21 protein-coding genes are annotated in these 23,903 nt (G+C 58.0%); 9 read left to right on the top strand and 12 right to left on the bottom strand.

From position 1 onward, the window contains the following. The first annotated feature begins 22 nt into the window (after positions 1 to 22). The 3 genes from MGMAQ_RS07790 to MGMAQ_RS07780 are packed head-to-tail and all read left to right on the top strand — an operon-like array spanning position 23 to position 2,966. Positions 23 to 2,413, top strand: coding sequence for a YdbH domain-containing protein (locus MGMAQ_RS07790; RefSeq protein WP_148560897.1), 2,391 nt, complete (start codon positions 23 to 25; stop codon positions 2,411 to 2,413). 2 nt (positions 2,414 to 2,415) lie between these two features. Then, positions 2,416 to 2,619, top strand: coding sequence for a YnbE family lipoprotein (locus MGMAQ_RS07785; RefSeq protein WP_252508697.1), 204 nt, complete (start codon positions 2,416 to 2,418; stop codon positions 2,617 to 2,619). Beyond that, positions 2,616 to 2,966, top strand: coding sequence for a YdbL family protein (locus MGMAQ_RS07780; protein WP_052716229.1), 351 nt, complete (start codon positions 2,616 to 2,618; stop codon positions 2,964 to 2,966). Before MGMAQ_RS07785 ends, MGMAQ_RS07780 begins: the two co-directional genes overlap by 4 nt. Positions 2,967 to 3,020: 54 nt before the next feature. On the opposite strand, the gene MGMAQ_RS07775 is transcribed toward MGMAQ_RS07780, so the two are convergent. Both MGMAQ_RS07775 and ilvD read right to left on the bottom strand, forming a co-directional pair. Then, on the bottom strand, positions 3,021 to 3,413 hold the full coding sequence (locus MGMAQ_RS07775; protein ID WP_046021091.1) for a flagellar basal body rod C-terminal domain-containing protein: 393 nt from the start codon (positions 3,411 to 3,413) through the stop codon (positions 3,021 to 3,023). A gap of 38 nt (positions 3,414 to 3,451) precedes the next feature. Beyond that, positions 3,452 to 5,287 (bottom strand): dihydroxy-acid dehydratase, encoded by a 1,836-nt coding sequence (ilvD, locus tag MGMAQ_RS07770; RefSeq protein ID WP_046021090.1) that lies wholly within the window; start codon positions 5,285 to 5,287, stop codon positions 3,452 to 3,454. 99 nt (positions 5,288 to 5,386) lie between these two features. On the opposite strand from ilvD, the gene hpt reads away from it, so the two are divergent. Further along, on the top strand, positions 5,387 to 5,923 hold the full coding sequence (gene hpt, locus MGMAQ_RS07765) for a hypoxanthine phosphoribosyltransferase (protein WP_046021089.1): 537 nt from the start codon (positions 5,387 to 5,389) through the stop codon (positions 5,921 to 5,923). A gap of 1,276 nt (positions 5,924 to 7,199) precedes the next feature. Here hpt and MGMAQ_RS07755 read toward each other — a convergent pair. The 7 genes from MGMAQ_RS07755 to MGMAQ_RS07725 form a co-directional block, all read right to left on the bottom strand. Next, positions 7,200 to 8,168 (bottom strand): IS30 family transposase, encoded by a 969-nt coding sequence (locus tag MGMAQ_RS07755; RefSeq protein ID WP_052715992.1) that lies wholly within the window; start codon positions 8,166 to 8,168, stop codon positions 7,200 to 7,202. Positions 8,169 to 8,387: 219 nt separating this feature from the next. Then, positions 8,388 to 9,284, bottom strand: coding sequence for an HAD-IIA family hydrolase (locus MGMAQ_RS07750; RefSeq protein WP_046021087.1), 897 nt, complete (start codon positions 9,282 to 9,284; stop codon positions 8,388 to 8,390). A 60-nt stretch (positions 9,285 to 9,344) separates the two neighbouring features. Next, positions 9,345 to 9,746, bottom strand: a complete 402-nt coding sequence (locus MGMAQ_RS07745) for a hypothetical protein (protein ID WP_148560896.1) — start codon at positions 9,744 to 9,746, stop codon at positions 9,345 to 9,347. Between the two features lie 562 nt (positions 9,747 to 10,308). After that, positions 10,309 to 11,151, bottom strand: a complete 843-nt coding sequence (locus tag MGMAQ_RS07740) for an alpha/beta hydrolase (RefSeq protein ID WP_046021085.1) — start codon at positions 11,149 to 11,151, stop codon at positions 10,309 to 10,311. Beyond that, the gene (locus MGMAQ_RS07735) at positions 11,148 to 11,615 is read right to left on the bottom strand and encodes a hypothetical protein (RefSeq protein WP_046021084.1); all 468 of its coding nucleotides are present in this window, start codon (positions 11,613 to 11,615) and stop codon (positions 11,148 to 11,150) included. The genes MGMAQ_RS07740 and MGMAQ_RS07735 overlap by 4 nt, the downstream gene beginning before the upstream one ends. 50 nt (positions 11,616 to 11,665) lie before the next feature. Beyond that, complete coding sequence (locus MGMAQ_RS07730) at positions 11,666 to 12,229, bottom strand: UbiX family flavin prenyltransferase (RefSeq protein WP_046021083.1); 564 nt, start codon at positions 12,227 to 12,229, stop codon at positions 11,666 to 11,668. A gap of 199 nt (positions 12,230 to 12,428) precedes the next feature. Continuing rightward, a complete protein-coding gene (locus MGMAQ_RS07725; RefSeq protein WP_046021082.1) occupies positions 12,429 to 12,674 on the bottom strand; it encodes a YfhL family 4Fe-4S dicluster ferredoxin in 246 nt (81 codons plus the stop codon). Positions 12,675 to 12,962: 288 nt separating this feature from the next. Between MGMAQ_RS07725 and MGMAQ_RS07720 the strand changes: the two genes are divergently transcribed. Beyond that, entirely contained in the window at positions 12,963 to 13,328 is a 366-nt protein-coding gene (locus tag MGMAQ_RS07720) for a hypothetical protein (protein WP_046021081.1), read from the top strand. Here the strand turns inward: MGMAQ_RS07720 and MGMAQ_RS07715 are convergent. Continuing rightward, complete coding sequence (locus tag MGMAQ_RS07715) at positions 13,321 to 14,487, bottom strand: M20 aminoacylase family protein (protein WP_046021080.1); 1,167 nt, start codon at positions 14,485 to 14,487, stop codon at positions 13,321 to 13,323. The two genes, MGMAQ_RS07720 and MGMAQ_RS07715, sit on opposite strands and share 8 nt — an antisense overlap. A 361-nt stretch (positions 14,488 to 14,848) precedes the next feature. Between MGMAQ_RS07715 and MGMAQ_RS07710 the strand changes: the two genes are divergently transcribed. The 3 genes from MGMAQ_RS07710 to MGMAQ_RS07700 all read left to right on the top strand — a co-directional run bounded on the left by MGMAQ_RS07710 (position 14,849) and on the right by MGMAQ_RS07700 (position 20,485). Beyond that, positions 14,849 to 18,565: a FecR domain-containing protein gene (locus MGMAQ_RS07710; protein ID WP_046021079.1), complete on the top strand. Its 3,717-nt coding sequence runs from the start codon at positions 14,849 to 14,851 to the stop codon at positions 18,563 to 18,565. A gap of 104 nt (positions 18,566 to 18,669) precedes the next feature. Continuing rightward, positions 18,670 to 19,185: an adenine phosphoribosyltransferase gene (locus tag MGMAQ_RS07705; protein WP_046021078.1), complete on the top strand. Its 516-nt coding sequence runs from the start codon at positions 18,670 to 18,672 to the stop codon at positions 19,183 to 19,185. A 268-nt stretch (positions 19,186 to 19,453) separates the two neighbouring features. After that, complete coding sequence (locus tag MGMAQ_RS07700; RefSeq protein ID WP_046020119.1) at positions 19,454 to 20,485, top strand: IS110 family transposase; 1,032 nt, start codon at positions 19,454 to 19,456, stop codon at positions 20,483 to 20,485. 324 nt (positions 20,486 to 20,809) lie between these two features. Here MGMAQ_RS07700 and MGMAQ_RS07695 read toward each other — a convergent pair whose 3' ends face one another. Together MGMAQ_RS07695 and MGMAQ_RS19480 are read right to left on the bottom strand one after the other, a co-directional pair. After that, entirely contained in the window at positions 20,810 to 21,064 is a 255-nt protein-coding gene (locus MGMAQ_RS07695) for a hypothetical protein (protein WP_046021077.1), read from the bottom strand. A gap of 146 nt (positions 21,065 to 21,210) precedes the next feature. Next, positions 21,211 to 22,920, bottom strand: coding sequence for an ATP-binding protein (locus MGMAQ_RS19480; protein WP_052716227.1), 1,710 nt, complete (start codon positions 22,918 to 22,920; stop codon positions 21,211 to 21,213). A 203-nt stretch (positions 22,921 to 23,123) separates the two neighbouring features. On the opposite strand from MGMAQ_RS19480, the gene MGMAQ_RS07685 reads away from it, so the two are divergent. Beyond that, complete coding sequence (locus MGMAQ_RS07685) at positions 23,124 to 23,897, top strand: FKBP-type peptidyl-prolyl cis-trans isomerase (protein WP_198409175.1); 774 nt, start codon at positions 23,124 to 23,126, stop codon at positions 23,895 to 23,897. Positions 23,898 to 23,903 lie beyond the last annotated feature (6 nt).

The following is a 23,903-nucleotide window of genomic DNA, read 5'->3' as shown; positions in this document are numbered from 1 at the left end:
GAACATCACATGGGAGCGCAGGGTGTCCCAATCAATGGACGGCGGCTGGCGGCGGACCGCATTGGGCTATTTCGCCTTGCTCTTCCTCGTGGTGGCGGCGGCCTGGATTCTGACCCAGGGCGAGTCCTTCCTGCGCGAGCGGATCACCGGCACACTCAAGGACTTAGGCTTCACTCAGGCCCGATACAAAGACCTTCAGCTAGACTGGAACGGCGTGATCATCACCGGCCTGCACCTTGCCCCAGACCTCAGTCTGGAAAAGGCCCGGCTGGAGGTGGATTGGCGCGGACTGACGGAAAAACGCCTGGGGACCCTGCGTCTGGACGGGCTCCGAGTGACCGTCCTTCGCAAGGATGGTGCCGTGACCCTGGCCGGGCTGCCGCCGTTTGAAGACTCTGCCGATTCAGATTCTCCGCCCCTGGCGTGGCGCCTTGAGCGGTTGGAGGTTTTCAATGGCCACCTCACCGCCGATCTGGAGGAAGGTCACCTCGGCAGCCACTTCGAAGCCATGGCGATCCGACAACCGGACGACCACTATGACATCACCCTATCGGCGGAGGGACAGGCCAGGCCCGCTGAAATGGCTTCAATCCCGTTCGAGGCCTGGCTGAACGGTCCCCTGTCTTTGGTTGATGGCCCGGGCGATCTATCGGCGCGCGTGACCCTCACCCAGCCGCCGGTTCCTCATCTGGAAGTGGGAAAGATCACCCTTCAAGCCACCACGGATTCGGACGAACTCGCGGTCAAAATCGACGCCGAAACCGCCAACGGCCCCATCCAGGCGGAAATCCACGCTCCCCTCCCACTCAAGTCCCATGCTCCCCGGGCCAAGGCGATCCTGGCGTTCAAGCTGGAGAACCTGAAGGTCGCCGAGATCGGTGATGACCTGGACCTTCAAGGTACTCTCAATGTCGATTTGCTGCGTGACAAGATTCGCATCGAACCGGGCGCCCCCGTGGAATTGTCCCTTGCAGGCCTCCCCCTGCCTCCCGACAGTGGCTTTTCTCCGCCCCTCCCTCTGCGCCTTCGCCTGTTGCCCGGCGAGGCGTCGAAACTGGTGATCGATTGGGAAGACCTCCGTGCCAAGGGTGATTTACAGCTCTCCCTGCCCCGCCAGACCTTTGTCATGGGAGAGCGTTCGCTCGGCCTTTCCTTGCCCGAGATCATCGTCAGCGGCACCTTCTGGGAGAATAACGCCCCCGGCTCCATCTGGATTGACATCACCGATGGCCACCTGGTTTCACCCACCGACCAGGTCGAAGTGCGGACCCTGAACGCCCTTGTTGCATGGAATTCATCTGAGCCCCCGACGCTGTACCCGTTCACGGCAGTTCTGGACTCCACCGCGGAACCCGCGCCGTTCACGCCCTTGAACGTGGTGGGCCGTGCGGACCCGAAGGCTTTCTCCTTCGATCTGATGGGCATGGATTCGGATCTGCGCATCTCCATCGACGGAACCCGTAAGGACAACCGGGGAGAGGCCCGTATCACTCTCGACCCTTTGACGTTCGCCCCGGACGGCCTGCAACCGGCGGCTCTTTCTCCGGCCCATGGCAACCTGGTGCAGGACGTTTCCGGACAGGTCAAGGCGGGCGGAACGATTGCCTGGTCTCCAGACGGTCTGGCCCCGCACCTCACCCTCACCGCTCGGGATCTGTCACTCACCATGGACCCGGCCCATATCGAAGGTATCCAGGGCGAAATCACGCTCACCGGCCTGGCCCCCCTGACCACCCCACCGGATCAGAGCATCACCGCCGCGCGCGCCAACATCGATGGCACGCCGCTCCGGGACATGGCCCTGCTGTTCCAAGCCACCTCTGACGGCTCCCTCGTCGTAGACCAATTGGTGGCCGGTGTTGCCGATGGCTATACCCTCATCCATAGCCTTACGATAGTCCCTGAACCATTTGCGATGAATGGAGAAGTATCAGTCATCGATGTGGAGGCCCCGACTCTCATTGGGCTCTTCGAGATCCCTGATGTAACCATGGACGGCAGCCTCGGCGGCGATCTGCCGTTCCGCTTTGATGGCGACGGGCTGCATGTTTTCCATGGCTTCCTGGGCAATCAATATCCCGGCCGGCTGCGCTATCGACCGGCCGTGCCGCCGGCCGCATTGCAAGGGGGCGGCGAAGGCGCTAGCCTGATGCTCGAAGCGCTGAAGGATTTCCGCTACAAGACCCTCGGCCTGGGCCTGAACCGGAGCGACGACGGTGCCTGGACGGCAAATTTAAGTCTTGAAGGGGCGAACCCAAACCTCATGGATGGTCACCCATTCCAGTTCAACATCAACGTCAGTGGCGCCCTGGAAGCGATTTTGAGGCGTGGATTGACCACCTATCAACTGCCCGAGACCATCGGCAGATCCATCGGCAAGCATGCCGCCCCGAAGACCAGCGAGGAGCCCTGATTGTGACCATCCGTCGAATCCTCCCCTTACTCGCGGCCCTTGTCGGGTCGATCCTGGCCACGGCCTGCTCGCCAACGGTCAAGGTGGAAACACCCCGCGAGCCCATAACCATCAACCTCAACGTCAAGATCGAGCACGAGGTCCGGATCAAAGTCGAAAAGGACGTGGACCAGCTGCTAACCGAAAATCCGGAGTTGTTCGAATGATGAAAACCTTCCCCTTGCGCCGCCTCGCGGCCTTCTTTGCCGCCATGATGATTCTCTTCGCCACCGCCTTGCCCGCCCAGGCCGGCGCCCTGGGCGACGCCAAGGCCGCCGGTCAGCTAGGCGAGCGCCCGGACGGCTATGTGGGTCTGGTGACCTCCGCCCCGGCAGGCATTGTCTCGTTGATGAAATCGGTCAATAGCGCCCGCCGAGCCCACTATCAAAGCGTTGCGGCAAAGAACGGCACCACTCTCGACGCTGTGCAGGCCATCATGGGTCAGAAGCTAATCGGCCAGCTCTCCGCGGGCCAGTACTATATGGACGGTGGCGGGAACTGGGTGCGGCGGTAGGGCAACCTACCGTCACTCAGCCTTCAAATCGCTCCGGGTGACCGGAAGCGCGGATCAGGCACTCAGGGAAAGAAGCTGGCGACTCATTTCATCGCTGGTTTGCAGCACATCGACACTGGCGCTATAGGCCGTGCGGGCCTGAATGAGTCGGCTGAATTGCTGGCCCAGGTCCACGCCCTCGGACTGTTGGGTGAAATCTTCCCCGGCATCCACCACGGCCTGGATCGGCAATTCGGCGGCGAAGACGCCGACGATACCGCCGGAACTGGTCCCGGTCGGGCGTCGGTCCGGCTGCTGCTGGTCCTTCTGTGTTTCGAATTCCTGCGGGCGACGGAACCCCGACGTGGTCGCGTTGGCAATGGAATGAGCCACCTCCTCCACGCCTTTGGAAGCGGCGGCGATTCCGTTCATTGAAGCGATAAAGGTGTTCTCGATCCACATGGTCATGGAATCATTCTACCGCATTTCAGCGTCGATTTCAGCCCCTACTCCACCTGACTCACGTCGCGCACCGCTCCCCTGGCCGCCGAAGTGGTCAGGGCGGCATAAGCGCGCAGGGCTGGCGAGACCTGCCGGTCACGGTTTTTCGGTCGGAACTTGCCCAAGGCAGCGCGGCGCGCAGCGAGGGTCTGCTCGTCCACCGCAAGGGTAATCGAGCGGGCCGGAATATCGATCTCGATGATATCACCGGCCTCCACCAGACCGATGGTGCCGCCTTCCGCCGCTTCCGGTGACACATGGCCGATTGACAGACCGGCGGTGCCGCCGGAAAAGCGGCCGTCGGTGATCAGGGCGCAGTCCTTGCCCAGTCCCATGGACTTGATATAGGTGGTCGGATAGAGCATTTCCTGCATGCCCGGGCCGCCCTTGGGTCCTTCGTAGCGGACGATGACCACGTCCCCGGCGTTCACGTCGCCACCGAGAATTTTGGAGACAGCCTCTTCCTGGCTCTCGCAGATCACCGCCGGGCCGGAAAACTTGAAGATGCTTTCATCGACGCCCGCCGTTTTCACCACACAACCGTCCTCGGCCAGATTGCCGTAGAGTACCGCCAACCCGCCTTCCTTGGTGTAGGCATTGTCCATGTCGCGGATACAGCCTGCCGACCGGTCCAGATCCAGGTCATCGAAATGACGGTCCTGGCTGAAGGCGGTCTGGCTCGGCACGCCCCCCGGCGCGGCGCAATAGAAAGTCTTGACCGAGTTGCTGGGACTGCGGACCACGTCCCAGGCATCAATAGCCTCGCCGATGGTCGGGGCATGGACCGTGGGTACGTCGCGATGGATCAGGCCACCGCGATCCAATTCGCCCATGATACCGATGATGCCGCCGGCTCGATGCACATCCTCCATATGGAAGTCCGGAGTCGAGGGCGAGACCTTGCACAGATGCGGGACCTTGCGGGACAGCCGGTCCATGTCCTTCATGGTGAAGTCGATCTCGCCTTCCTGGGCGACGGCCAGCAGATGCAGCACCGTATTCGTCGAGCCGCCCATGGCGATGTCCACGCACATGGCATTTTCGAAGGAATCGAACCCGGCCACGTTGCGCGGCAGGACACTCTCGTCATTTTGCTCGTAATAGCGTTTGGCCAGGCCGACGATTCGCTCTCCGGCCTCCTTGAACAGATTTTCACGATAAGCATGGGTGGCCAACATGGAGCCGTTGCCGGGCAGCGCCAGACCGATGGCCTCGGCCAGGCAGTTCATGGAATTGGCGGTAAACATGCCGGAACAGGAGCCGCAGGTGGGACAGGCGGAACGCTCGTAGCCCTCGGCCTCTTCGTCGGTGGTGTCGGGCTTCACCGCATGCATCATGGCGTCGATCAGGTCCACCGCCTGTTCCGTGCCGTCCTCGGCCACGTATTTGCCCGCCTCCATGGGCCCGCCGGACACGAAGATGGTCGGAATGTTGAGCCGCATGGCGGCCATCAGCATGCCCGGGGTGATCTTGTCGCAGTTGGAGATGCAGACCAGGGCATCGGCGCAATGGGCATTGACCATATATTCCACCGCGTCGGCGATCAGCTCGCGGCTGGGCAGGGAATAGAGCATGCCGCCATGGCCCATGGCGATGCCGTCATCCACGGCGATGGTATTGAACTCCTTGGCCACGCCGCCCGCCTGTTCGATTTCCCTGGCCACCAACTGCCCCAGGTCCTTCAGGTGCACATGCCCGGGCACGAACTGGGTGAAAGAATTGGCCACGGCGATGATCGGCTTGCCGAAGTCGTCGTCCTGCATGCCGGTGGCGCGCCACAAGGAGCGGGCACCGGCCATGTTGCGGCCATGGGTGGAGGTACGGGAGCGATAGTCGGGCATGGTCCAATCCTCGTCTGAAATGCGTGTCCCTGTTGTAACGACCCAAAGGCGACAGGGAAAGCCTTGACCTAAGAGGTGGGAAGTCCGACCCTCCTTTTCATGGATGATATGGAGATTCTCATCGGCGCCGGGGAGATTGCCCGCCGCATTGACGAAATGGCTGGCGAGATCGCCGACCGTTGGCCCAAGGACGAAGACGTGCTGGCGGTGGTATTGATGAAGGGCGCGTTTGTTTTTGCCGCCGATCTGGTGCGCGCCCTGCACACCCAGGGCCTGAGCGTGCGCATGGACTTCCTCAGCATTGGCAGCTACGGCACCGGCACAGAGAGCGGCAAATGCGTTACGTTGCGTTGCCCCCTGATCGAAAAGATGCAGGGCAAGACCGTGCTGGTCATCGACGAAATCCTCGACTCGGGACGCTCACTGACCTTCGCCGTCGATCATCTGGCCACCGAGGCCGGGGCCAAGACTGTCTTTAGCTGTGTCTTGCTGGACAAGCCGGAGCGCCGGGTCGTGGAAATCTCGGGGGATTTCGTCGGCTTCGAGATTCCAGACAAGTTCATCGTCGGCTATGGCGCCGATCACGCGGAACGATATCGGGAACTGCCCTATATCGCCGTGCTGGATCCGGGGTGAAGTGGGCTGACGAATCTAAAAAATGCACTGTCAGCGTAATCGGAGGCGGCAAATGCCTAGATCGTTTTACTCTGACCCCTTTGATCCGAGCAGTTCACCAAAACCAGTTGATGCCATAATCAGTTTGAGAGTTTCTTCATTGTAAATTTCTTTCACCTCATCCCATATTTCCATCATTTCGGATTGCGGTGACGGATTACGGTGCGATTACGGTAATGGCATGGGCGCCCCCTATCGGCTTCGTGATGAGCCATACTGGAGGTTGTCGAAACTATCCAATAGCGGGAGCGTCCAATGAGGAACCACCGCCTTCCCATCGCTAAAGGGGTGAGAATTACTCATATATCACCTCTAAAGTCGCATGAAGATTAGGTTAAAAGCCCCTCCGCGAGAACTATAGTGATAACAGCAATCATGCTAGTACCTTGATAGTGCGATGAATGATACTTATGAGATTTTTTTCTTGTCAAAACACACGATTAAGTAAGATCATATTCAGGGTGTGGGGCTGTCGCTGTCAAGCGTTGGGTGGAAATGTAAGTGAGGTCGCAATGAACAAAGGTAAATGGACAAATTATACTATAGTAATAACTACTATTATTCTATTATATTTGTTTCTTCATGTGATGGGAACTTACATTGTGTATTTGACAGCATTTTCTATTGAATCGCCTACAATAAGGTTGTTTCCAATTTTACGTGATGTATTTATAGATCATAATTCAGTGTTGGTGTTTATTATATTATCAAATATAACTATTTTGGTTTTATTAAGTTTATTGTATTTTTTACATAAAGAAAGAATTTGTAATTATTATGTTAATATTTATTTAAAGATCTCTGTGTGTAGATTCATATTTGATGGTAATAGAGTTTTAAAAGAGGAGGTTTTTGATATTTTAGATATGAAGGAAATGGTGATAAAATCGTCACGTACTCTGTTTATTATCTTAATTGTTATATCATATATACATTATTCAAATGTTATGAAATTTATTTTTGATGTTATTGCAGAGCCAAAGGGAGTAATTACTATTATATATATTAATGAAACCATGTTCGTTAATTTTATTTATGTCATATTGTTAACGATGTTTGTGTCAAATATGGGTTTTTTATTCTCCATGGATCGCAAGAAATATGACGAATATATTAATAGTAATGCCGGATATATGTTTGTTAGTGACATTCTTGATATCAGGAAATGACTGGGAGTGAGGCATGGGAACGCATGATAAGGAAGGTATTGTTCTTGGCGGTGGGGGGGGGGCTGGATTCAAATTTCAAGTGCAACACCGATTGATTTGGCGAATGCCTCGATTGGCGTGAGGAAACCGAGGCATTTTCGGGGCGTTGTGTTGTAGGTCCATGTGATGTCCTCGATGTCTTGATCGGAGAATTTATTGAGGCGAATGTGCCTGGGCAGGCTGCGGCGCAGGACGCCGTTGGCGTTCTCGATGGAGCCGCGCTGCCAGGGGGAATGGGGATCGCAAAAGAAGGCGCGCACAGGCAGGCTCTTGTGGTCGTAGAACTCGCCGCCGTTGTCCAGGGTGACGGTTTTCCGGGCCCGTTTGGGCGCACGGTTGAGCAGCCTGGCCAGCGCCTCGGCGGTGGTGCGGGCGGTTTTGTCTGGAAGGGTCGCGGTGAGCAGCAGCCGAGACCGCCGCTCGATACAGGTGAGCAAACAGGCCCGTTGCTTGCGGAAGTGCACCAAGTCGGCCTCCCAATGGCCCGGCTCGGCGCGCAGATGGGCCTTGGTCGGACGCATATGGATCGGCATCCGGTCGGGGATCGGCGGATCGCGCCGCCCTTTTCGGGCCCGTCGTCCGCGACGGGATTTGGCCTGCGGCAACAGGCGGTGGAGCTTCCGCCGCCGCCCGTGGGGCCCGTAGATCCAGGCATAGATTGTCTCGGCGCTGATGGTATGCTCTGATCCTTCGAGCTTGAGCCTTCCGGCGATCTGCTCCGGGCTCTGTTCCATAGCAAGTGCATCCAGGATGTGGGTTTTCAGAGGGCTCAAGCGCTCGATTTTCGGCAGGCGGCGTTTGCGCGCCCAGGCCATGCGCTCGGCCATGGCCGGCTTGTATCCGGCCCGGGGCAGCGCGTTGCGCTTCAATTCCCGGCCAATGGTCGAGGCCGAGCGGCCCATCAGCCGCCCAATGGCCCGTTGAGATTTACCGTCTGCATGCAGACGGTAAATCTCGCATCGTTCGTCCAAGCTGACGTGTGCATATTTCTGTCCCATAGCGTTCCCAGCATACCTGGGTGGTGCACTTGGGGTCTGAATCTAGGGGGGAGTGGCGGAATATCCCTAAATTACTCTAAAATTGGCAATTCCACGATCACTGCGAGTGGGTTACGGTGACACTCCACTAATTAAGGGTTACGGTGACACTCCACTAATTAAGGTCGTCTCCCACGCCCTCAATTACGATAGCAGTCCATCTTTTATCCCCTGCCCCGTTCAAAGACGCGGGGCGATGTAGTCCGGCCAGATGCCGCTTTGCTCGAATAGGGCCACGGGATCCTGCCCGGCGGTGAAACCGGTTTGCACCATCAAAGCCTTCATCCCCGCCGCCCGGGCTCCCAGCACATCCGTATGGGGGCTGTCACCGACGGCCAGAAATCTGCTTCTGGGGATATGTGGAAACAGCGCCGCCGCCCGGTCGTATACCCCGGGAAAGGGTTTGCCAAGAAAGGTGATGTCCGCGTCCGGACAGGCCTGGTACAGGAAATAGCCCGGTTCACCGGAGACGGCCCCTCCTTCATAGGGGCAAGCCACATCGGGATTGCAAACGACCAGGGGGCGTGGATTGACCCGCATGGTTTGCGCCAGATTGCGCTGCAACCCGGCGGTCCAAGTATCCGTATCAAGCAGCAAAATGCCTTCGACCCTATCCCAGAGGTTTGGCGATTCTCCCAATTGGGTCGGCTGAGTCATCAGATGCGCGAAGGGATTTCCCCAACTTCCCGCCACACCCCAATGAAGGGGACGTTCCTTCAACAGGTCCGGCAATAGGTCCACCCCGGCAACAATCTCCGAGGGAGACACAAGAAAGCCCCGCGATCCGTTGCGTTCGGCGATGGCCTGCTTGTCCCCCGAGGCATCATTGGTCAGCAACAAGAGTTCCAGATTCCGGCATCTCAACTGGTGAAACGCCGCGCGGGCCCAAGGAAAACCGGGGCCGCCTTGATGCAGCACCCCATAGGCATCCAGCAATACCACCTGGGCGCTGCTCCGCTCCACCGCCTCCAACACCCCGGAGACGGGCTCGGGAGTCACGGGGTCGGGGAAATCAGGATACCAAGCGCGGGCAGCCAGATAGGTTTGCCAGGCGGTGGGAAATTCAATGGCGATCATGCCCCGTTATAGACGAGCAGGTGGCCAAATTGGAAGAGCATGGAGAGTGAAGAATAAGGGTCAGTAGACCAGGCTGAGGGTATTGCCCCGATCGGTCAACGTACCGGTCACCACCTGCTGGGTGGTGTCATAGCTGCCAACACCGCGACGCAGGTAGGAACCGAATGGCGCGGTCTCGGTGCGTTGGGCACTATGTTGGCCAGTGGAATGGTCTTCTTGCGCATCAATCAGGGCCGAGAAGGTCTCCGGCGTGCGGGAGACGAAAGCCCCCTGCGGCTCCGGCAGGCGCTTGCGGCGCTGTTGGGCCTGTTCCTGCTTGGTGTATTCCTGGAATTGCAGATTCTCCGTGCCCGATCCGACGGCGGGACGGCCACTGATCCGTTCAACGGCCCCTTGCGGCGAGCTGCTGATATGAGCCGGACTCGCACCAGGTCGCCCGCCGTTCACGGCGTTCGGCTGCATGCTCTGAAGTCGCGGCACATGGGCCATCGTGTTGAACCTACTACATTATTTCCACTCACACCAAACAAGCCCGCCATGGACTCCGGCGCGAGAATAGACTTCCACAGAATGATTATACCTGATTCAATGGGTTTTGGGAAGATCGTTCCAACTAAAAGTCTTTCGCGTTTAATATGACCCATTGTGATGGTCTCCGGTGAGTCGAACCGCCAGGATAGGTCCCGAAAGCGATGCGGCGCATCGGTGAGGGAGCTTGACGCCGCGGGCGGCCACCGGAGGCCACCCTGCGGGCCGATCCTTTTGCCTAGATCACGTCGTGTTTGATCGAATTCGATCAAACATGAAAAACGTGATCGATTCCAATAAGGTAGCGCGTGTCTAACGGGTCCGATTGGACCCGACACGCGCTAAGGGGAGCGTCGCGGCCCTTGCCCGTAGCCCCGCTACGCTCTGCGCGCCACTCCTGCCCCTAAGGCAAAATGATTCGGTCACAATGGGTCATATTAAACGCGAAAGACTTTGTTGATCGAAAGTGGACTCACTTAGTAGCGCTGTATCGCACCTACTGTCCTCGACCTTCGCCCCGTTTCAGATCACCCAGGAAACTCAATACCACTTCCGCCGCCCCATGATCATAAAGATCATTGTGGGCCGCGCCGGGAAATTCCTTCCAGGTCTTCGGATGTAGCGCGGCTTGGTGAACGGCCTGGCCGTGCGTCACGCCCACCGTCCGATCAAGCGACCCGTGGACAATGAGCAAAGGGCTGCCAATTCGTGGTACCCGCTGCAAATTGTCATAGCGATCCCGGACAAGCCACTTGGCCGGGACGTAGAAATAGCGGTCCTGGGCGGCATCCCCCATGGACGTATAGGGCGCTTCCAGGATCACCGCGGCAACGGGTTGGCCTGCTTCAGCTTTCTCAACCGCCATTTTTGTCGCCACGCCGGTCCCGAGGGACTCCCCGTACAACACCAGGTCGGATACGCCTTGTTGATTTAAGAAGGTCAACGCCGCGCGGCCATCGGCATAGAGCCCGGCCTCGCTGGGATCGCCGGGATTGCCGCCATACCCCCGATACCCCACCAGCAACACACCGTATCCGGCATCCAAAAGGGGGCGCACCTTTTCCGCCCGCCCGGCAATACTGCCGGCATTGCCGTGGAAGTAAACCAGGGTCGGTCTCCCCGCCTCCGCCTTGGCATACCACGACAGAAGCCGGAGCCCATCTTCGGTGGTGAAGGATTCAGGCCCAAATTGAGGCAGACCGAGATCCACCGGAGCCACGCTCAGGGCAGCAGGGTGATACATCAGCGAGCGCTGGGCGAAGTACAGGGCACCGACCATCACCAGATAGGCGGAGACCGCCAGTCCAAGAAAAGAGACCGCGCCTCCCCCCGTGCTCATCGCGCCGGGGCTTGGTAGTGCATCTCATAGATGGCACTCGGCGTCGCGGGAGCACCCTGGGCATCGATGCGCGGGTTTGTCCCTTGTGGCCTGGCGGGAGATTGAACGATCGGCTCGGGCTCCACGGAGAGGCCGCAGGAAAAATGCGCCCCGGCGATCAGCATCGCCGGACATTTGTCATACACATGAGTGACGAAAACCGCTTTGCCGCCCTCTGTCGCACAGGCTTGTTGAGCCAGTCCCCGGATCTCGGCGGGCGTCGTGGAATCTTCGTTGTAGCAAACGACCACCCCATCGCGCACATCCAATGGCTTGTTAAAGGTTGGATTGTCCCGGTCAAATTCCGCCTTTTTATAGACATAGGGCGGCGGCGGCGTGCAACTGGTCAGCGCCAATAGCGCCACGCCAGCGGCAACCCAAAAGACGACGGCTCCCAAGAGCCAAAGAAGTTCGTTGCTTTTCATGACGCCTTGTTTAATGGCTCTTTTTGAGACAGGCAATATGTCTGTGGCCATCAAGCACCGATCCAACGTTCGAATAGATCATGGTCGATCTCGAACTGATCCAGCGCCTTGCCAACGCTTTGACGGACAATATCGTCAATGGTCTGCGGTCGATGGTAGAAAGCCGGAATGGGCGGCAGGATGGTGGCTCCCAACCCTGCCACGCGGGCCATCATCTCCAGGTGCCCTTGATGCAATGGGGTTTCGCGGACCATCAGCACCAGCCGCCGTTTTTCCTTCAGACACACATCGGCGGCCCTCACCAACAAAGTATCCGTATAGGAATGGGCGATCCCTGACAGGGTCTTGATGGAACAAGGAGCGACAATCATGCCCCGGGTGCGGAAAGAACCGCTGGCCACCGGAGCCGCCATGTTGGACGCGTCATGCACATGATCGGCCAGGGCGGTGACATCGTCGGGACGCACATCGGTTTCAATCTCAATGGTCCGCAGCGCTGCCTGGCTGACAATGAGATGCACCGGGACCTCGGTCGCGGCCAGCGTACGCAGCAGTTCCAGGCCATAGACCGCGCCGGAAGCCCCGGATATCCCCAAAATAATGGGCAAACTCATGGCAACGTTCCTCCTATGCCCGAAGCATGGGCTTCTGCCAGGCATCCCGCAAGAGTCGAAACGGCGGGCCAGGCCCGCCGTTGTCGGTCGCGCGCAGGTCGCGTTCAAATGAACCCGGCAATCCTGCGTGACCCTATTGATACCAATAACGTTTTCCGTGCTGGATCACGTTCGATCAAAAGCGACGAAATTTGGGCGCTCAGACGCGCAGGGCTTCGTACTTGGCCTGCAACTGTTCCTGGGTCTCTTCGTTGGCCGGGTCGGGGAAAATACAATCCGCCGGACACACCAGTTCGCACTGGGGCTCGTCCTCGGCGCCGACACATTCGGTACAGCGGGCCGGATCGATTTCATAAATCACGTCGCCTTCGGTAATTGCCTCGTTGGGGCACACGGGAACACAGGCGTCACAGTTGGTGCAGTCTTCGTTGATGAGCAGGGCCATGTTCTACAGACTCCTATCGGTAGGTCCCATATCGCGTTTTCGACTTTTCCCGAGACCAGCGAACCGCGCGATTCGTCCGCCGTCCTCCCAGGGTCCGAGGATTTTCCTCACCCCTATAGCGGCCCTGGACCGGTGTCAAGAACACTGGTCACACAAACGACCGCCGTCCGGCCCACCAGACAAGTTGTTACAGTATATCCACAGCGGGATCTCAGATGCAAGAGCCCGATTCACCGGTTGCTATCTAATCGAGCCTTCCCAGTTTATAGTGACGGACGGGAGAATAAGATGGAATTTAGATTCGATCAGATAACCTTTGAGATCTTTCGCGAGGGCGAAGAGATCCCGGTAATCTACACCCCTGAGATATTGACCGACTTTCGGCAAACCAAGCTGACAAGAGTTGAGGCGATGCTGGACGAAACCTGTGCCCGCGCCTTCGATGCCTTGGAGATTCCGCCAGGGGCCGATGCGCGCCTGGGGATCGTCGGCCCCACCATTCAAAACGCCCTAAAGGAAGATAACGAGCAGATTGTCAGCCAATGCGTCCTATGGCTGGCTGTGCGCCACCCGGAAATCTGGGGCCTGGAAATTGAGCAGGGCGAATTGACCTATCTTGCCACGTCCGAAGACTCTCCCATGCGAGTCAACTGAGCGGCAATTCCATTTCAACTAGGGTCGCCCAATAGCTGGCGCCCGTTACCAAAATATCATCATTGAAGTCATAGCCCGGATTGTGCAGCATGCAGCCGTCTCGGCCGGGACCATTGCCCAAACGAATATAGCACCCCGGACGCTCGGCCAGCATGAAGGCGAAATCCTCGCTGCCCATGCTCGGCGGCATATCCAACACCACCTTTTCAGCGCCAACGACCCGAGCGGCGGCGGCGGCGGCGATGTCAGTCTGCGGCCCATGGTTGACCGTGGCCGGATAGCGCCGGTCGTAACACCACTCCAACGAGGCCCCGGCTCCGGAACAAATTCCGTCGGCCATGCGGTGCAGGGCCTGTTCCAGGTGATCCCGCACCTGCGGTCGAAAGGACCGCACGGTCCCCCGCAACATGGCACGCTCAGGAATAACGTTCCAGGTATCTCCGGCATGGAACTGGGTCACGCTGACCACCGCTGCGTCCTGGGGATCCACGGTACGCGATACAATACTTTGCCAGGCACAGACGATCCGGGCGCCAATGCTCACCGGATCGATGCTCAGATGCGGCATGGCTCCGTGGGCCCCCTTGCCCACCACCACGGCTTCGAATACATCGAACGAAGCCATCACCGGACCAGTGCGCACACCGAAAGTGTTTGCCTCGGCCCCGGGCCAATTGTGCATCCCATAGATGGAATCCATGGGAAAGCGCTCGAACAGGCCCTCTTCGACCATACGACCGCCGCCACCTTCGTTTTCCTCGGCGGGTTGAAAAATGAACCGCACGGTCCCCTTGAAGCGCTTCGTTTCTGAAAGATACCGCGCCGCTCCCAGCAACATCGCCACATGGCCGTCGTGGCCGCAGGCATGCATTTTTCCGGCATTGACCGATTGATAGTCGAGCCCGGTGGCTTCATGCACATGCAGCGCATCCAGGTCGGCGCGCAGGCCGATGGAGGGGCCGTCGCCGGTTACGAGCGTGCCCACCACCCCGGTTTCCGCCAATCCCCGGTCCACCACAATATTCCAAGATTGCAGGAGATCCGCGACTTTGTCCGCGGTCCGGAACTCTTCATAGGCTGTTTCCGGATGGGCATGAATATCTTGCCGCCAGGCCACCATGTCCGCTTCAATCGCTGATATTTCCTTGATGCATCCCATGCCTCTCTCCCGCTTGCCCCCCCATGGTAGACCGCTCCGTTGCCCCTGGCAAAGCACCACCCCCGGAAACAAGGCGGAAAAAGCATTTTATTTTCCTCTCGAAATTACCTTCGGAATCCTGTTTACTGTATGAGTTCAATGGAGAAATTTACGCTTACGGCATGGATTATTAGTGTTCTGAGAGAAAGCTGATTGATGGCTGTGACCCCAGTCACAGCAAAAGAGGCGCGTTATAGGCATAGTGGTGATGAAGGGTTGCGCCCTTGGTTTGTTTGGCGCCTGTGCTTGTCCAAGGGCCTTGAGAGAATTCTGAGCAATGTTTTCGCGGGCCTCATAGCCCACAAAGGAGTAAAAAGGAACGATGGAACGGGTGGAGCAGATCAAAGCACCACAGAACGAGGGCCCCGAGAGCCCGGCCGTTGCCATGGATTCGGCTTCCTCCCCAGACACGCAGATTGCCCAGACCGCGCCCCTCGCGGATGGCCAACCCATTGGTCGCATTGATGAACTGCAAGGCGACGTCATCGTGGTCCGCGCCGATGGAACCCGTCTCACCCTCAGCGAAGGCGATCCCGTTTTCCAAGGCGACATATTGCAAACGGGCGACGATGCCGCCGTGGGCGTGACCCTGGCCGATAGCTCCGTCTTCTCGTTGGGCGCCAGTGGCAAGATGGTTCTGGACGAAATGGTTTATGACCCGGGCGCAGAGGAAGGCAGCGCGAGCTTCTCCCTGCTCACCGGTGCCGCCACCTTCGTTTCCGGGCAAATCGCCAAACTGGGCCAGGACGCCATGATGGTTAAGACCCCGGTCGCCACTATCGGCATCCGCGGCACCAAAGTCTATCTGGAGACCGATGGCGAAAGCATCCAGGTGGTCAATCTGCCGGAAACCACCCTCAAGGGCGATACGGTGGGTGAAATCGTTCTGATGACTCCGGATGGAGAAACCATCGGCACGGTCAATACCAGCGGTGCCGGTTGGCAATGGACCCCTTCCGAGGGGGCACCGGAGGGCATTCAGCTGACCATGGAGCAGATCCAGGCCCTGGTCGTGGAAGTTTCGGAAAACCTGCCTCGCACACTCGAAGAGCAGGTGCTCGACAAGGTCGAGGAACTGCGCACCGCGCGGGAAGCCGCCCAGCAAGCCCGCGAGGAGGCCGATGCGGCACGTGAGCAGGCGCAACAGGATGCCTCCGAAGAAGCTCAACTACTTGCCGATGCCGCTGCACGGGAAGCGGAGAATCTGGAAGCGGAAGCAGAAATTCTGGCCGCTGCCTTGCGGGAAGCTCTGGATGATATCGAGGCCCTGCTCGGGTACCGGGTGGACTTCCTCTCGGACGAGGAATGGCTTTTCGGGGAGAACGATTCCGACGACAATTTCGAGGATCTCCTCGCTCTCGACGACGGCAATGGGGACGATGCCAACCTGGAAGACTTCGATACGGCCGCCGGTGGTATTCCCCCTGTGCTCTCCGGTGGAGGAACGACCTCCACCGACCCATTTGGTGACTCCCTCCTGGGGGTCAATACCGACCCCTCGGATCCCGATGGCAATCCGACCACCAATGTGTCCAACCCAGCCCCGATTGAAACAGGCAATTCGGGCGGAACGGCGACCGGCGATTCCGATACTGGCGGCAATGATGATGAACGCACCGATTCCGACGACAGCGGAACGGGCAATACCGAACCAACCGGCCCCGTGACTCTCGCTGGCTGGGTCATCGACGGATACCTTGACGGCGCCCGGGTATTCGTTGACTTGGACCGGGATACGGAATGGGACGAGGGAATCGAAGACTCGACCATTACCGATGAGTTGGGCGGTTTTACTCTTATTACCGATCAAACCGGCGTTCTGACCGCCAGCGGCGGCTTCAACACGGAAACCCAACAGGCGTTTGTCGGCACCATGACCGCCCCCCAGGGCTCAACCATCATTACGCCGCTATCCACGCTGATCCAAAGCTATATTGATCTGACAGACCCTCCCGTGGATGCGGACACGGCCGAATCCTTCATCGCCGATGCCCTCAATCTTGATGGCCGCGACCTGCTTGATGTCGATCCGTTCGATGGCGTGGCCAGCGGGGACACCACCTTGCTCGCCTCCGCGGCCATGCTGGTCAACACGGCGATTCAACTACAGGCCGCCTCCCCCACGGAACTGACCCTCGATGGCGCCTTTGACGCCCTCGCCGAATTGTTGGCTTCGTTGCCGCAAAGTGATGATCAAAGCGGGTCTCCGCTGACGGATCCGGCAAGCATGAGTTCTTTGCTGGAAATCGCCGGAATTGATGATTCCGAAGGGGGCGACCTTGCCTCCTTGCTGGCGGCTGCGAACGGTATCGTGGACGACCTTTCCGGGGACGACTTCCTGCAGCAACTTGCCGACACCAATCGGTATTTACAGGGCGAATTGGCCTCGCAGATCGCAGATTCCGACGACTTCTCGGAATTTGAAGGACGTGGAGACGACCTGGCCAGTGATATCGAAGAACATGCCGCCTCCCAGCCCCAGACTCTAACTGGCGGCGATGGCGGCGACGTTCTCGTCGGCGGCGCCGGCAATGATCTGATAATCGGCGGGTCGGGGCAAGACCGCATGGAAGGGGCCGCCGGGAACGACCTGTTCATTATCAGCGGCACCGATACGGGCTTTGATCGTGTGTACGGCGGATCCGGATTCGATACCATTTCTGGCAGCGATGGCGATGATGATATCGGCTTGGTGGCCCTGTCGGGCGTGGAAGTCATTGACGGCGGCGGCGGAAACAATGTGATCCGAGGCAATGATGGCGTCAGCCCCCTCGATTTCAGCCGGACCACCTTGTTGAATATTGATTCCATTGATGGTGGCGTGGGCAACGATGTCATTACCGGCAGCGCCGGTGACGACGTGATTGTTGGTGGCGTGGGCACGGACCGGTTGAATGGTTTTGGTGGCGACGATCAATTCCTAATATCAGGCGACGATGGCACTTTTGACAGCATTGCCGGTGGAAATGGTCACGACACCATTCTTGGCGGCGACGGCGACGACGTCATTGGCTTGAGCTCTGTTTCGGGAGTGGAAGTCATCGATGGCGGCAGCGGGATCAATGTGATCCGAGGCAATGACGGTGCCAACCGCCTGGATTTCAGTGAAACCACGTTGGTGAACATTGCCTCTATCGAAGGTGGCGCGGGCAATGATGTTCTGACCGGCAGCGCCGATGGCGACGTGATCGTTGGCGGTGCGGGCACCGACCGTTTGCTGGGTGGTGATGGCGACGACCAATTCCTGGTATCGGGCGCCGATGGCAGCTTTGACAGCATTGCCGGCGGAGATGGCAATGACACTATTCTTGGCGGCGACGGCGACGACGTCATTGGCTTGAGCTCCCTTTCGGGTGTGGAAGTCATTGATGGCGGCAGCGGCACCAATGTGATCCGGGGCAATGACGGCGCGAACCGCCTGGATTTCAGCGAAACCACGTTGGAAAACATCGATTCCATCGAAGGCGGCTTGGGTAACGATGTGGTGACGGGCAGTGCCGGTGATGACACCATAATCGGTGGCGCGGGCAACGATCGCCTCAATGGTGGCGAAGGCAATGACGTTTATGGTTATTTGCTTGAATCCATTGGTTCGGATGGGGTCGACCGACTGACGGGATTCGGCGACAGTGATGGCGATGATGCCATCAGCCTGATCATGGGCCTTGATCAATCCATTGAATCCCTGGGCCTGCAAGTGGAAGAAGGTCACCTGCTTGATCTGTATTCGGACTTGGGTGAATCATTCCTGGGCAACTTCTATTTTGCCGAGGAAGCGATCAACTTCGACCAGGCTTTCTCGTCCATGGTGGTTGGTCACTGGGAAGAATTGGGCGTATCCGAAGAGGCGCGCCCGGGCTTTGACGAGGACCAAAGCGTCTTCGTATTCTTCCACACCAATGCCAGCGATTCCGTCGGGGAACTCTGGGTTGCCCAATCCAATGGCGATGACAGCAGCTCCTATTCTCAGCTCGCGACCATCAACTCCGGGGATGGCAGCGCGGTTGAACTTCAGGCTTCGGACTTCCTGGTCAGCTGACACCCCACCCGCCACGGGGTTTCTTTCTCCGTCAATATTGCTTACAGTTTCGCCAACTTGTTTTGGCGCTTCCGCCTATTGTTTCACAGGAGATTTGACGACTCATGGACTTGAAGGAATATATCCGAGGCGTGCCCGACTTCCCCAAGCCGGGTATTTTATTTTACGATATCTCCACGCTCCTTGCGCACCCCGATGCCTGGCAGGTCGCCATGGGGCGCATGGCCAAGATCGTCTCGTTCTGGCAGCCTGATATCTTGGCGGGCATCGAATCCCGCGGTTTTTTGACCGCTGCCCCGCTGGCTCTGAAGCTCGGTTGCGGATTCGTGATGCTGCGCAAAAAAGGCAAGCTGCCCGGATCCACCACCTCTTATTCCTATGACCTGGAATATGGGTCCGACACCATCGAGGTCGTGGATGATCTCATCGCCCCAAATCAGCGGGTGGTGATTGTCGATGATCTGATGGCCACGGGCGGGACCATGGAGGCCTCGGTGGAACTGATCAATCGGGTCGGCGGCAAGCCTGTCGGAGCCGCCTGCATGATCGAGCTGAACGGCTTGAAAGGCCGCGACAAGCTCAACATTCCCTTCGAAGCTTTGATGTCCTACGACGACTGACTGCCCGACCTGTTCAACACGAACAGGCTGCTGATTAAAACCGATTTCGAGCGCGTGGCGACACATGCTTCAACAAGCTCAGCATGAGGGCTTATATATTTTCAACGTGTTAGCCTCTCCCTGAGCTAAGGCGGGCGGTAGGACAACACTTTTTCAGATGGCGGTAATCGAGCAGTCAGGGATTGCCTAGACAGTCAGCTGGTCTCCACACTCGGTCTTGATCAAGTATCCGGGTCAATTCCTGGACATGGAACAGAGGAGACCAGCTATGGAGTATTTTGTTGGAATGGACGTATCGATGGCAAGCATTTCGATCTGTGAGATTGATGCAAAGGGAACCGTCATTCGCGAAGGCAAGGTGTCAAGCACACCCGAGGCGGTCGCCACTTGGCTCGAGGAAAGCGGGCGTGGCTTTGCGCGAATTGGGTTGGAAGCTGGCCCTCTGGCGCCTTGGCTGTACGCAGGACTGTCCAGTCGGGGCCTCCCTGTGATTTGTATCGAGACCCGGCAAATGAAGGCCTTTGCCAGCGCCAGCCCAGTCAAGACGGACCGTCGCGACGCCCGCTTGATCAGCCAGGCGATGCGGACCGGTTTGTACCGCGCGACCCACGTCAAGACCGCGCGCAGTCAGGAGCTCCGGATGGTGCTGACCCATCGGGAGACCCTGGTTCATCAGGTCCGTCAGTTGTCCAATACGGTACGAGGAACATTGAAAGCTTTCGGCCTCAAGGTCGGTATGGCGCGCGGACGCCTTTTCGCGGCGCGGGTTCGGGAATTGACGGCTGATAACCCGCACCTCAGCGCAGCCGCCGAGCCGCTCTTGCTTGCGCGCCAAGCCTTGCTCGAACAACTCGACAAGCTCGACCGGCAGGTTCATGCCGCTGCGCGCGATGATAGCGTTTGCCGGCGCCTGATGACCGTTCCCGGCGTCGGCCCAGTTACCGCCCTCGCTTTCAGGACAGGACTCGACGTGCCGGAACGGTTTCAAAAGTCGGTCATGGTCGGCGCCCACTTCGGGCTTGTCCCACGCAGATACGCCTCGGGAGAGCAGGACCGAAGCGGCCCCATCAGCAAGTGCGGAGATGCCATGGTTCGTTGGCTTTTGTTCGAGGCCGCCAATGCACTTCTCACTCGAACCCGCCGTTGGTCCTGGCTCAAACACTGGGGGCTCGCGGTCGCCAAAAGGCGCGGGATGAAACGCGCCAAGGTAGCCGTTGCCCGGCGTCTCGCCGTAATCATGCATCGCATGTGGATCGACGGCACGGACTTCCAGTACCGCAAGGAGGAGACCGCCATCTAAACACAACGAAAACCGAGATCGCCTGAAGGGCGGCCAGGACGCGTGGCGACGCGCGGGGCTCGGATGACAGCGCGCAGGCTGCAGTGGCGTAAGACCACGCTTTTCAGATTGCTGCACCCGATCCCCCTTGATCCCCATCATGCGGCGACGACGTCGACCGCGGACAGAAGCAAAGGGCGCCACATAACCCAGGTTCAAACCGACGGCTTGGAAATCAGCTTGACTCAAATGACTCGATTACAGAAGCAGCCTGTTAATGAACGACGGGCGCTTTCCTGACAAGAAGCGCCCGTTGTCGGTGAGATGGATCGGTTGGCTATGACCCTATTTACCGCTTTTTTCGTTGCTTTCCAAAGGCGTAACAACGCCCCGTTCGGCTAAGGTGCGCATCATTCGCTCCTGCATGGCAAAGCTTTGCGCAAATGCCTTTGGGGATAAGACCAGTTGTTGCTTGAAGGCCGGGGCGGGGCGTCCATCACTATCGCGTTCCGAGGGCGAATAGCAGAAAAAATCGATGCGGATCATACCGCCAACAAAGTAGACATCTTCAATTCCGTCAAAGAAAACCTGATCGTCCATTTTTAGTCCTACTCCCCCTATGCCGGGCTTGCTCGGTTGACGTTTTGCGCGGGCCGGGCGCCATCGAACCCGTTCATCCTGCGCGCCCCCAATAATACCGATCCCATTTCTCGCGTTGGATCGTATCCGATTAAACGCAACGTGATCTAGCGCCGACCGATCGGACCTGCCAATCGACCCACGCCATATCCAGTTATAGGCAACTTGAACTGAAATACCGAGCCTTCACCCGGCACGGATTCCATCCAGATTTGCCCACCATGGCGCTCAATAATCCTTTTACACATGGCCAACCCAATACCGCTTCCGGGATACGTGTCCTTGGTATGTAGCCGCTTGAAGATAACAAAAATCTGCTCGAAATACTGCGGATCAATTCCGATCCCGTTGTCCTGTATTCGGAAGGTCGCCTCTTCCTTCGTAGTTTCACAGCTAATCTTGACCTCGGGGCGACGCTCGGGCGCGCGGAACTTGATGGCATTGCCGATCAAGTGTTGCAGCACCTCCTGGATCTGGAACTCATCACACCATACATGTGGCATCTCCCCGATCTCAACCGTCGCATCGGTTTCTCGAATATAGGTTTCCATATTGGCCAGGGCTGCATCGACAATGCGTGTTGCATCCGCTTCACCGAACGGATGAACACGGGCCTGAGTCCGAGAGTAGGCGAGCAGGTCTTCCACCTGCTGGCTCATCCGCTTGCCGCTTTCAGTGAGGAAATCAAGGAATTCCCGAGCCTGATCATCAAGGTCCTGGCCCAATCGCCGCCCCAGCAACTCCGAGTAACTGGCAACCAAACGCGCTGATTCCTTTAGATCATGAGAAGCAAAATTGGCAAATCGCTCCAACTCGGTATTGGATTTCGTCAATTGATCAATGGTCTTTTGCAGACTTTCCTCCACCGCCTTTCTCTCGGCGATGGCTTCATGCAGCTTGGCATTGGCCGACGAGGTTTCAGCGGTGCGCATGGCCACCAGATCGGCCAGACGATCCTTGTTGCGTATCAGGTCTTCGGTGGCTTCCATGCGTTCCGTGATATCGACGAATACCAGCATTGAGCTTTTAAAACGTCCGGTCACATCCAGTAGAAACAGCACAGAAATCTCGAACTGGCGGATCCCGTTCCGGGTCCGCAATACCCGTTCGTAGGCCCCCTCCTCCTCCATTTCTCGAATGAACTGCAACAGATCCTCGGACAGATAGGGCATATCCCCTTCGCCATAGTAGACGGCCCCCGGCACGGCGGGCCCGACGAAAAGCTCGTGAGCCGACCGGTTCATATTGGCGATGCCACCCGTATCACCGATCAATAGCACCGGCAGGGAAAGGCTTTCGAAGATAGTCGTAAAATAGTTTTTCTCATGCAGCAGACGCTGGCTCTCGGTCCGCATCTCTTCCGACACGTCTTCCGCATCCGGCATCGTCCATTCACCGACGATGCCCAATTCAAGATTGTCGAAAAACAAGTTGAAGAAGTTGACGGCGGCTCCCTCGTCCAAGGGCTCAAGCGCTGCTTTTTCCTCGATCATTTCCAGGTAGCTTCTTCGGCAGATTTTAACGAGGCCGAGAAATGGACGCAACTCACCGCCACGCAGTCGGTGTGCGCGCGCCTGCGCCATGCCAAACGCCGCGGGCCGGTTTAAATGGAGGTCATCCTTGGCTGATAAGACGACAAGCGGCTCATCGCTCGACAGAACATCCAACATGGGATCGGCAATTCGACAGGACCAATCCTCATTGCCAACGCGCAGGCTCGCCAGTAGATCCGCGAAATCCAAATCACGCGCGTGGGCCATGACCTTATCGGCCACCCATTCTCTGTGCTCGGCGACGAGATCGCGAATTTTCTCCATGGGACGGGACTCAGCGTTCCTCTTCAATCAGGGCGGTGCATCGGAGCACGGTCATTTTTATAGCACAGTCCGTCATCACGCCACCACGACACATTGCGCCGGACCAAGGCCAATATGATCCAGTCACCGATTAGGGATGCCATTCTTGGCCTAGATAGTTTAAATCGGGGTCCATCGTAGCCGTTACATCAAGGAATTGATCCGTGTCCATTGTCTACCGCCTGTCTTTTGTCCTTGCCGTATTGTTTCTGATCCACCCGGCCAACGGGGCGGAAGCGCTGAAAACCGTAGATATCACCCTGGGCAGCGGCACGACCGCCGAGCGGGGCAGTGATGTGACCGTGCATTACACCGGCTGGCTGCTTGATGGGACCAAGTTCGATTCCAGCCTCGATCGCGACAAACCTTTTACCTTCACCATCGGTGAGGGCAATGTCATTCCCGGCTGGGAGCTGGGCGTGCGCGGCATGAAAGTGGGTGGCAAGCGGGAGCTGATCATCCCGCCCTATCTGGGTTATGGCAAGCGCGGCGCGGGCGGGGTCATCCCCGGCAACGCGACCTTGAAGTTCGAAGTTGAACTGCTGGATGTCAAACTGCCCAAGTATACCAACCTGGACAATGCGGCGCTGATGGGCCTACTGACCAAGGGAACAAAGATAGTTGATATCCGTCGTCCCGAGGAATGGAAGAAAACCGGCGTTGTCGCGGGCAGCACCTTGCTGACGTTCTTCAACAGCAAGGGCAAGGTCAATCCGAATTTCATGGATAAATTCAGTGCGTTGGCGGGCCCAAAGGATGACATCATCCTGATCTGCCGCACCGGCAGCCGGACCCAGGCAATTTCCAAGTTCCTCAGCGAGCGGATGGGCTACGAAAAGATCAACAATGTCACCGACGGCATCACCCGCTGGATCAAAGAAGGCCTGCCGGTGACCAAGGCGACCATGCCCGAGGATTGCTGGCTCTGCAAAGGCTGAGGCTCG

This window comes from Magnetospira sp. QH-2, assembly GCF_000968135.1.
Classification (GTDB): Bacteria; Pseudomonadota; Alphaproteobacteria; order Rhodospirillales; family Magnetospiraceae; genus Magnetospira.
Note: the sequence above shows the minus strand (reverse complement) of the source record. Positions and strands in the feature narration are given on the sequence as shown.

Coding starts and splice junctions, on each gene's coding strand:
- ilvD (WP_046021090.1), bottom strand. CDS start 5,287: ATGCCCGACTATCGCTCCCGTACCTCCACCCATGGCCGCAACATGGCC.
- MGMAQ_RS07775 (WP_046021091.1), bottom strand. CDS start 3,413: ATGACCATGTGGATCGAGAACACCTTTATCGCTTCAATGAACGGAATC.
- MGMAQ_RS07745 (WP_148560896.1), bottom strand. CDS start 9,746: ATGCAGCCGAACGCCGTGAACGGCGGGCGACCTGGTGCGAGTCCGGCT.
- MGMAQ_RS07730 (WP_046021083.1), bottom strand. CDS start 12,229: ATGAGTTTGCCCATTATTTTGGGGATATCCGGGGCTTCCGGCGCGGTC.
- MGMAQ_RS07715 (WP_046021080.1), bottom strand. CDS start 14,487: ATGGGATGCATCAAGGAAATATCAGCGATTGAAGCGGACATGGTGGCC.
- MGMAQ_RS07710 (WP_046021079.1), top strand. CDS start 14,849: ATGGAACGGGTGGAGCAGATCAAAGCACCACAGAACGAGGGCCCCGAG.
- MGMAQ_RS07735 (WP_046021084.1), bottom strand. CDS start 11,615: ATGAAAAGCAACGAACTTCTTTGGCTCTTGGGAGCCGTCGTCTTTTGG.
- MGMAQ_RS07705 (WP_046021078.1), top strand. CDS start 18,670: ATGGACTTGAAGGAATATATCCGAGGCGTGCCCGACTTCCCCAAGCCG.
- hpt (WP_046021089.1), top strand. CDS start 5,387: ATGGATGATATGGAGATTCTCATCGGCGCCGGGGAGATTGCCCGCCGC.
- MGMAQ_RS07725 (WP_046021082.1), bottom strand. CDS start 12,674: ATGGCCCTGCTCATCAACGAAGACTGCACCAACTGTGACGCCTGTGTT.
- MGMAQ_RS07695 (WP_046021077.1), bottom strand. CDS start 21,064: ATGGACGATCAGGTTTTCTTTGACGGAATTGAAGATGTCTACTTTGTT.
- MGMAQ_RS07700 (WP_046020119.1), top strand. CDS start 19,454: ATGGAGTATTTTGTTGGAATGGACGTATCGATGGCAAGCATTTCGATC.
- MGMAQ_RS07750 (WP_046021087.1), bottom strand. CDS start 9,284: ATGATCGCCATTGAATTTCCCACCGCCTGGCAAACCTATCTGGCTGCC.
- MGMAQ_RS07780 (WP_052716229.1), top strand. CDS start 2,616: ATGATGAAAACCTTCCCCTTGCGCCGCCTCGCGGCCTTCTTTGCCGCC.
- MGMAQ_RS07740 (WP_046021085.1), bottom strand. CDS start 11,151: ATGAGCACGGGGGGAGGCGCGGTCTCTTTTCTTGGACTGGCGGTCTCC.
- MGMAQ_RS19480 (WP_052716227.1), bottom strand. CDS start 22,920: ATGGAGAAAATTCGCGATCTCGTCGCCGAGCACAGAGAATGGGTGGCC.
- MGMAQ_RS07720 (WP_046021081.1), top strand. CDS start 12,963: ATGGAATTTAGATTCGATCAGATAACCTTTGAGATCTTTCGCGAGGGC.
- MGMAQ_RS07755 (WP_052715992.1), bottom strand. CDS start 8,168: ATGGGACAGAAATATGCACACGTCAGCTTGGACGAACGATGCGAGATT.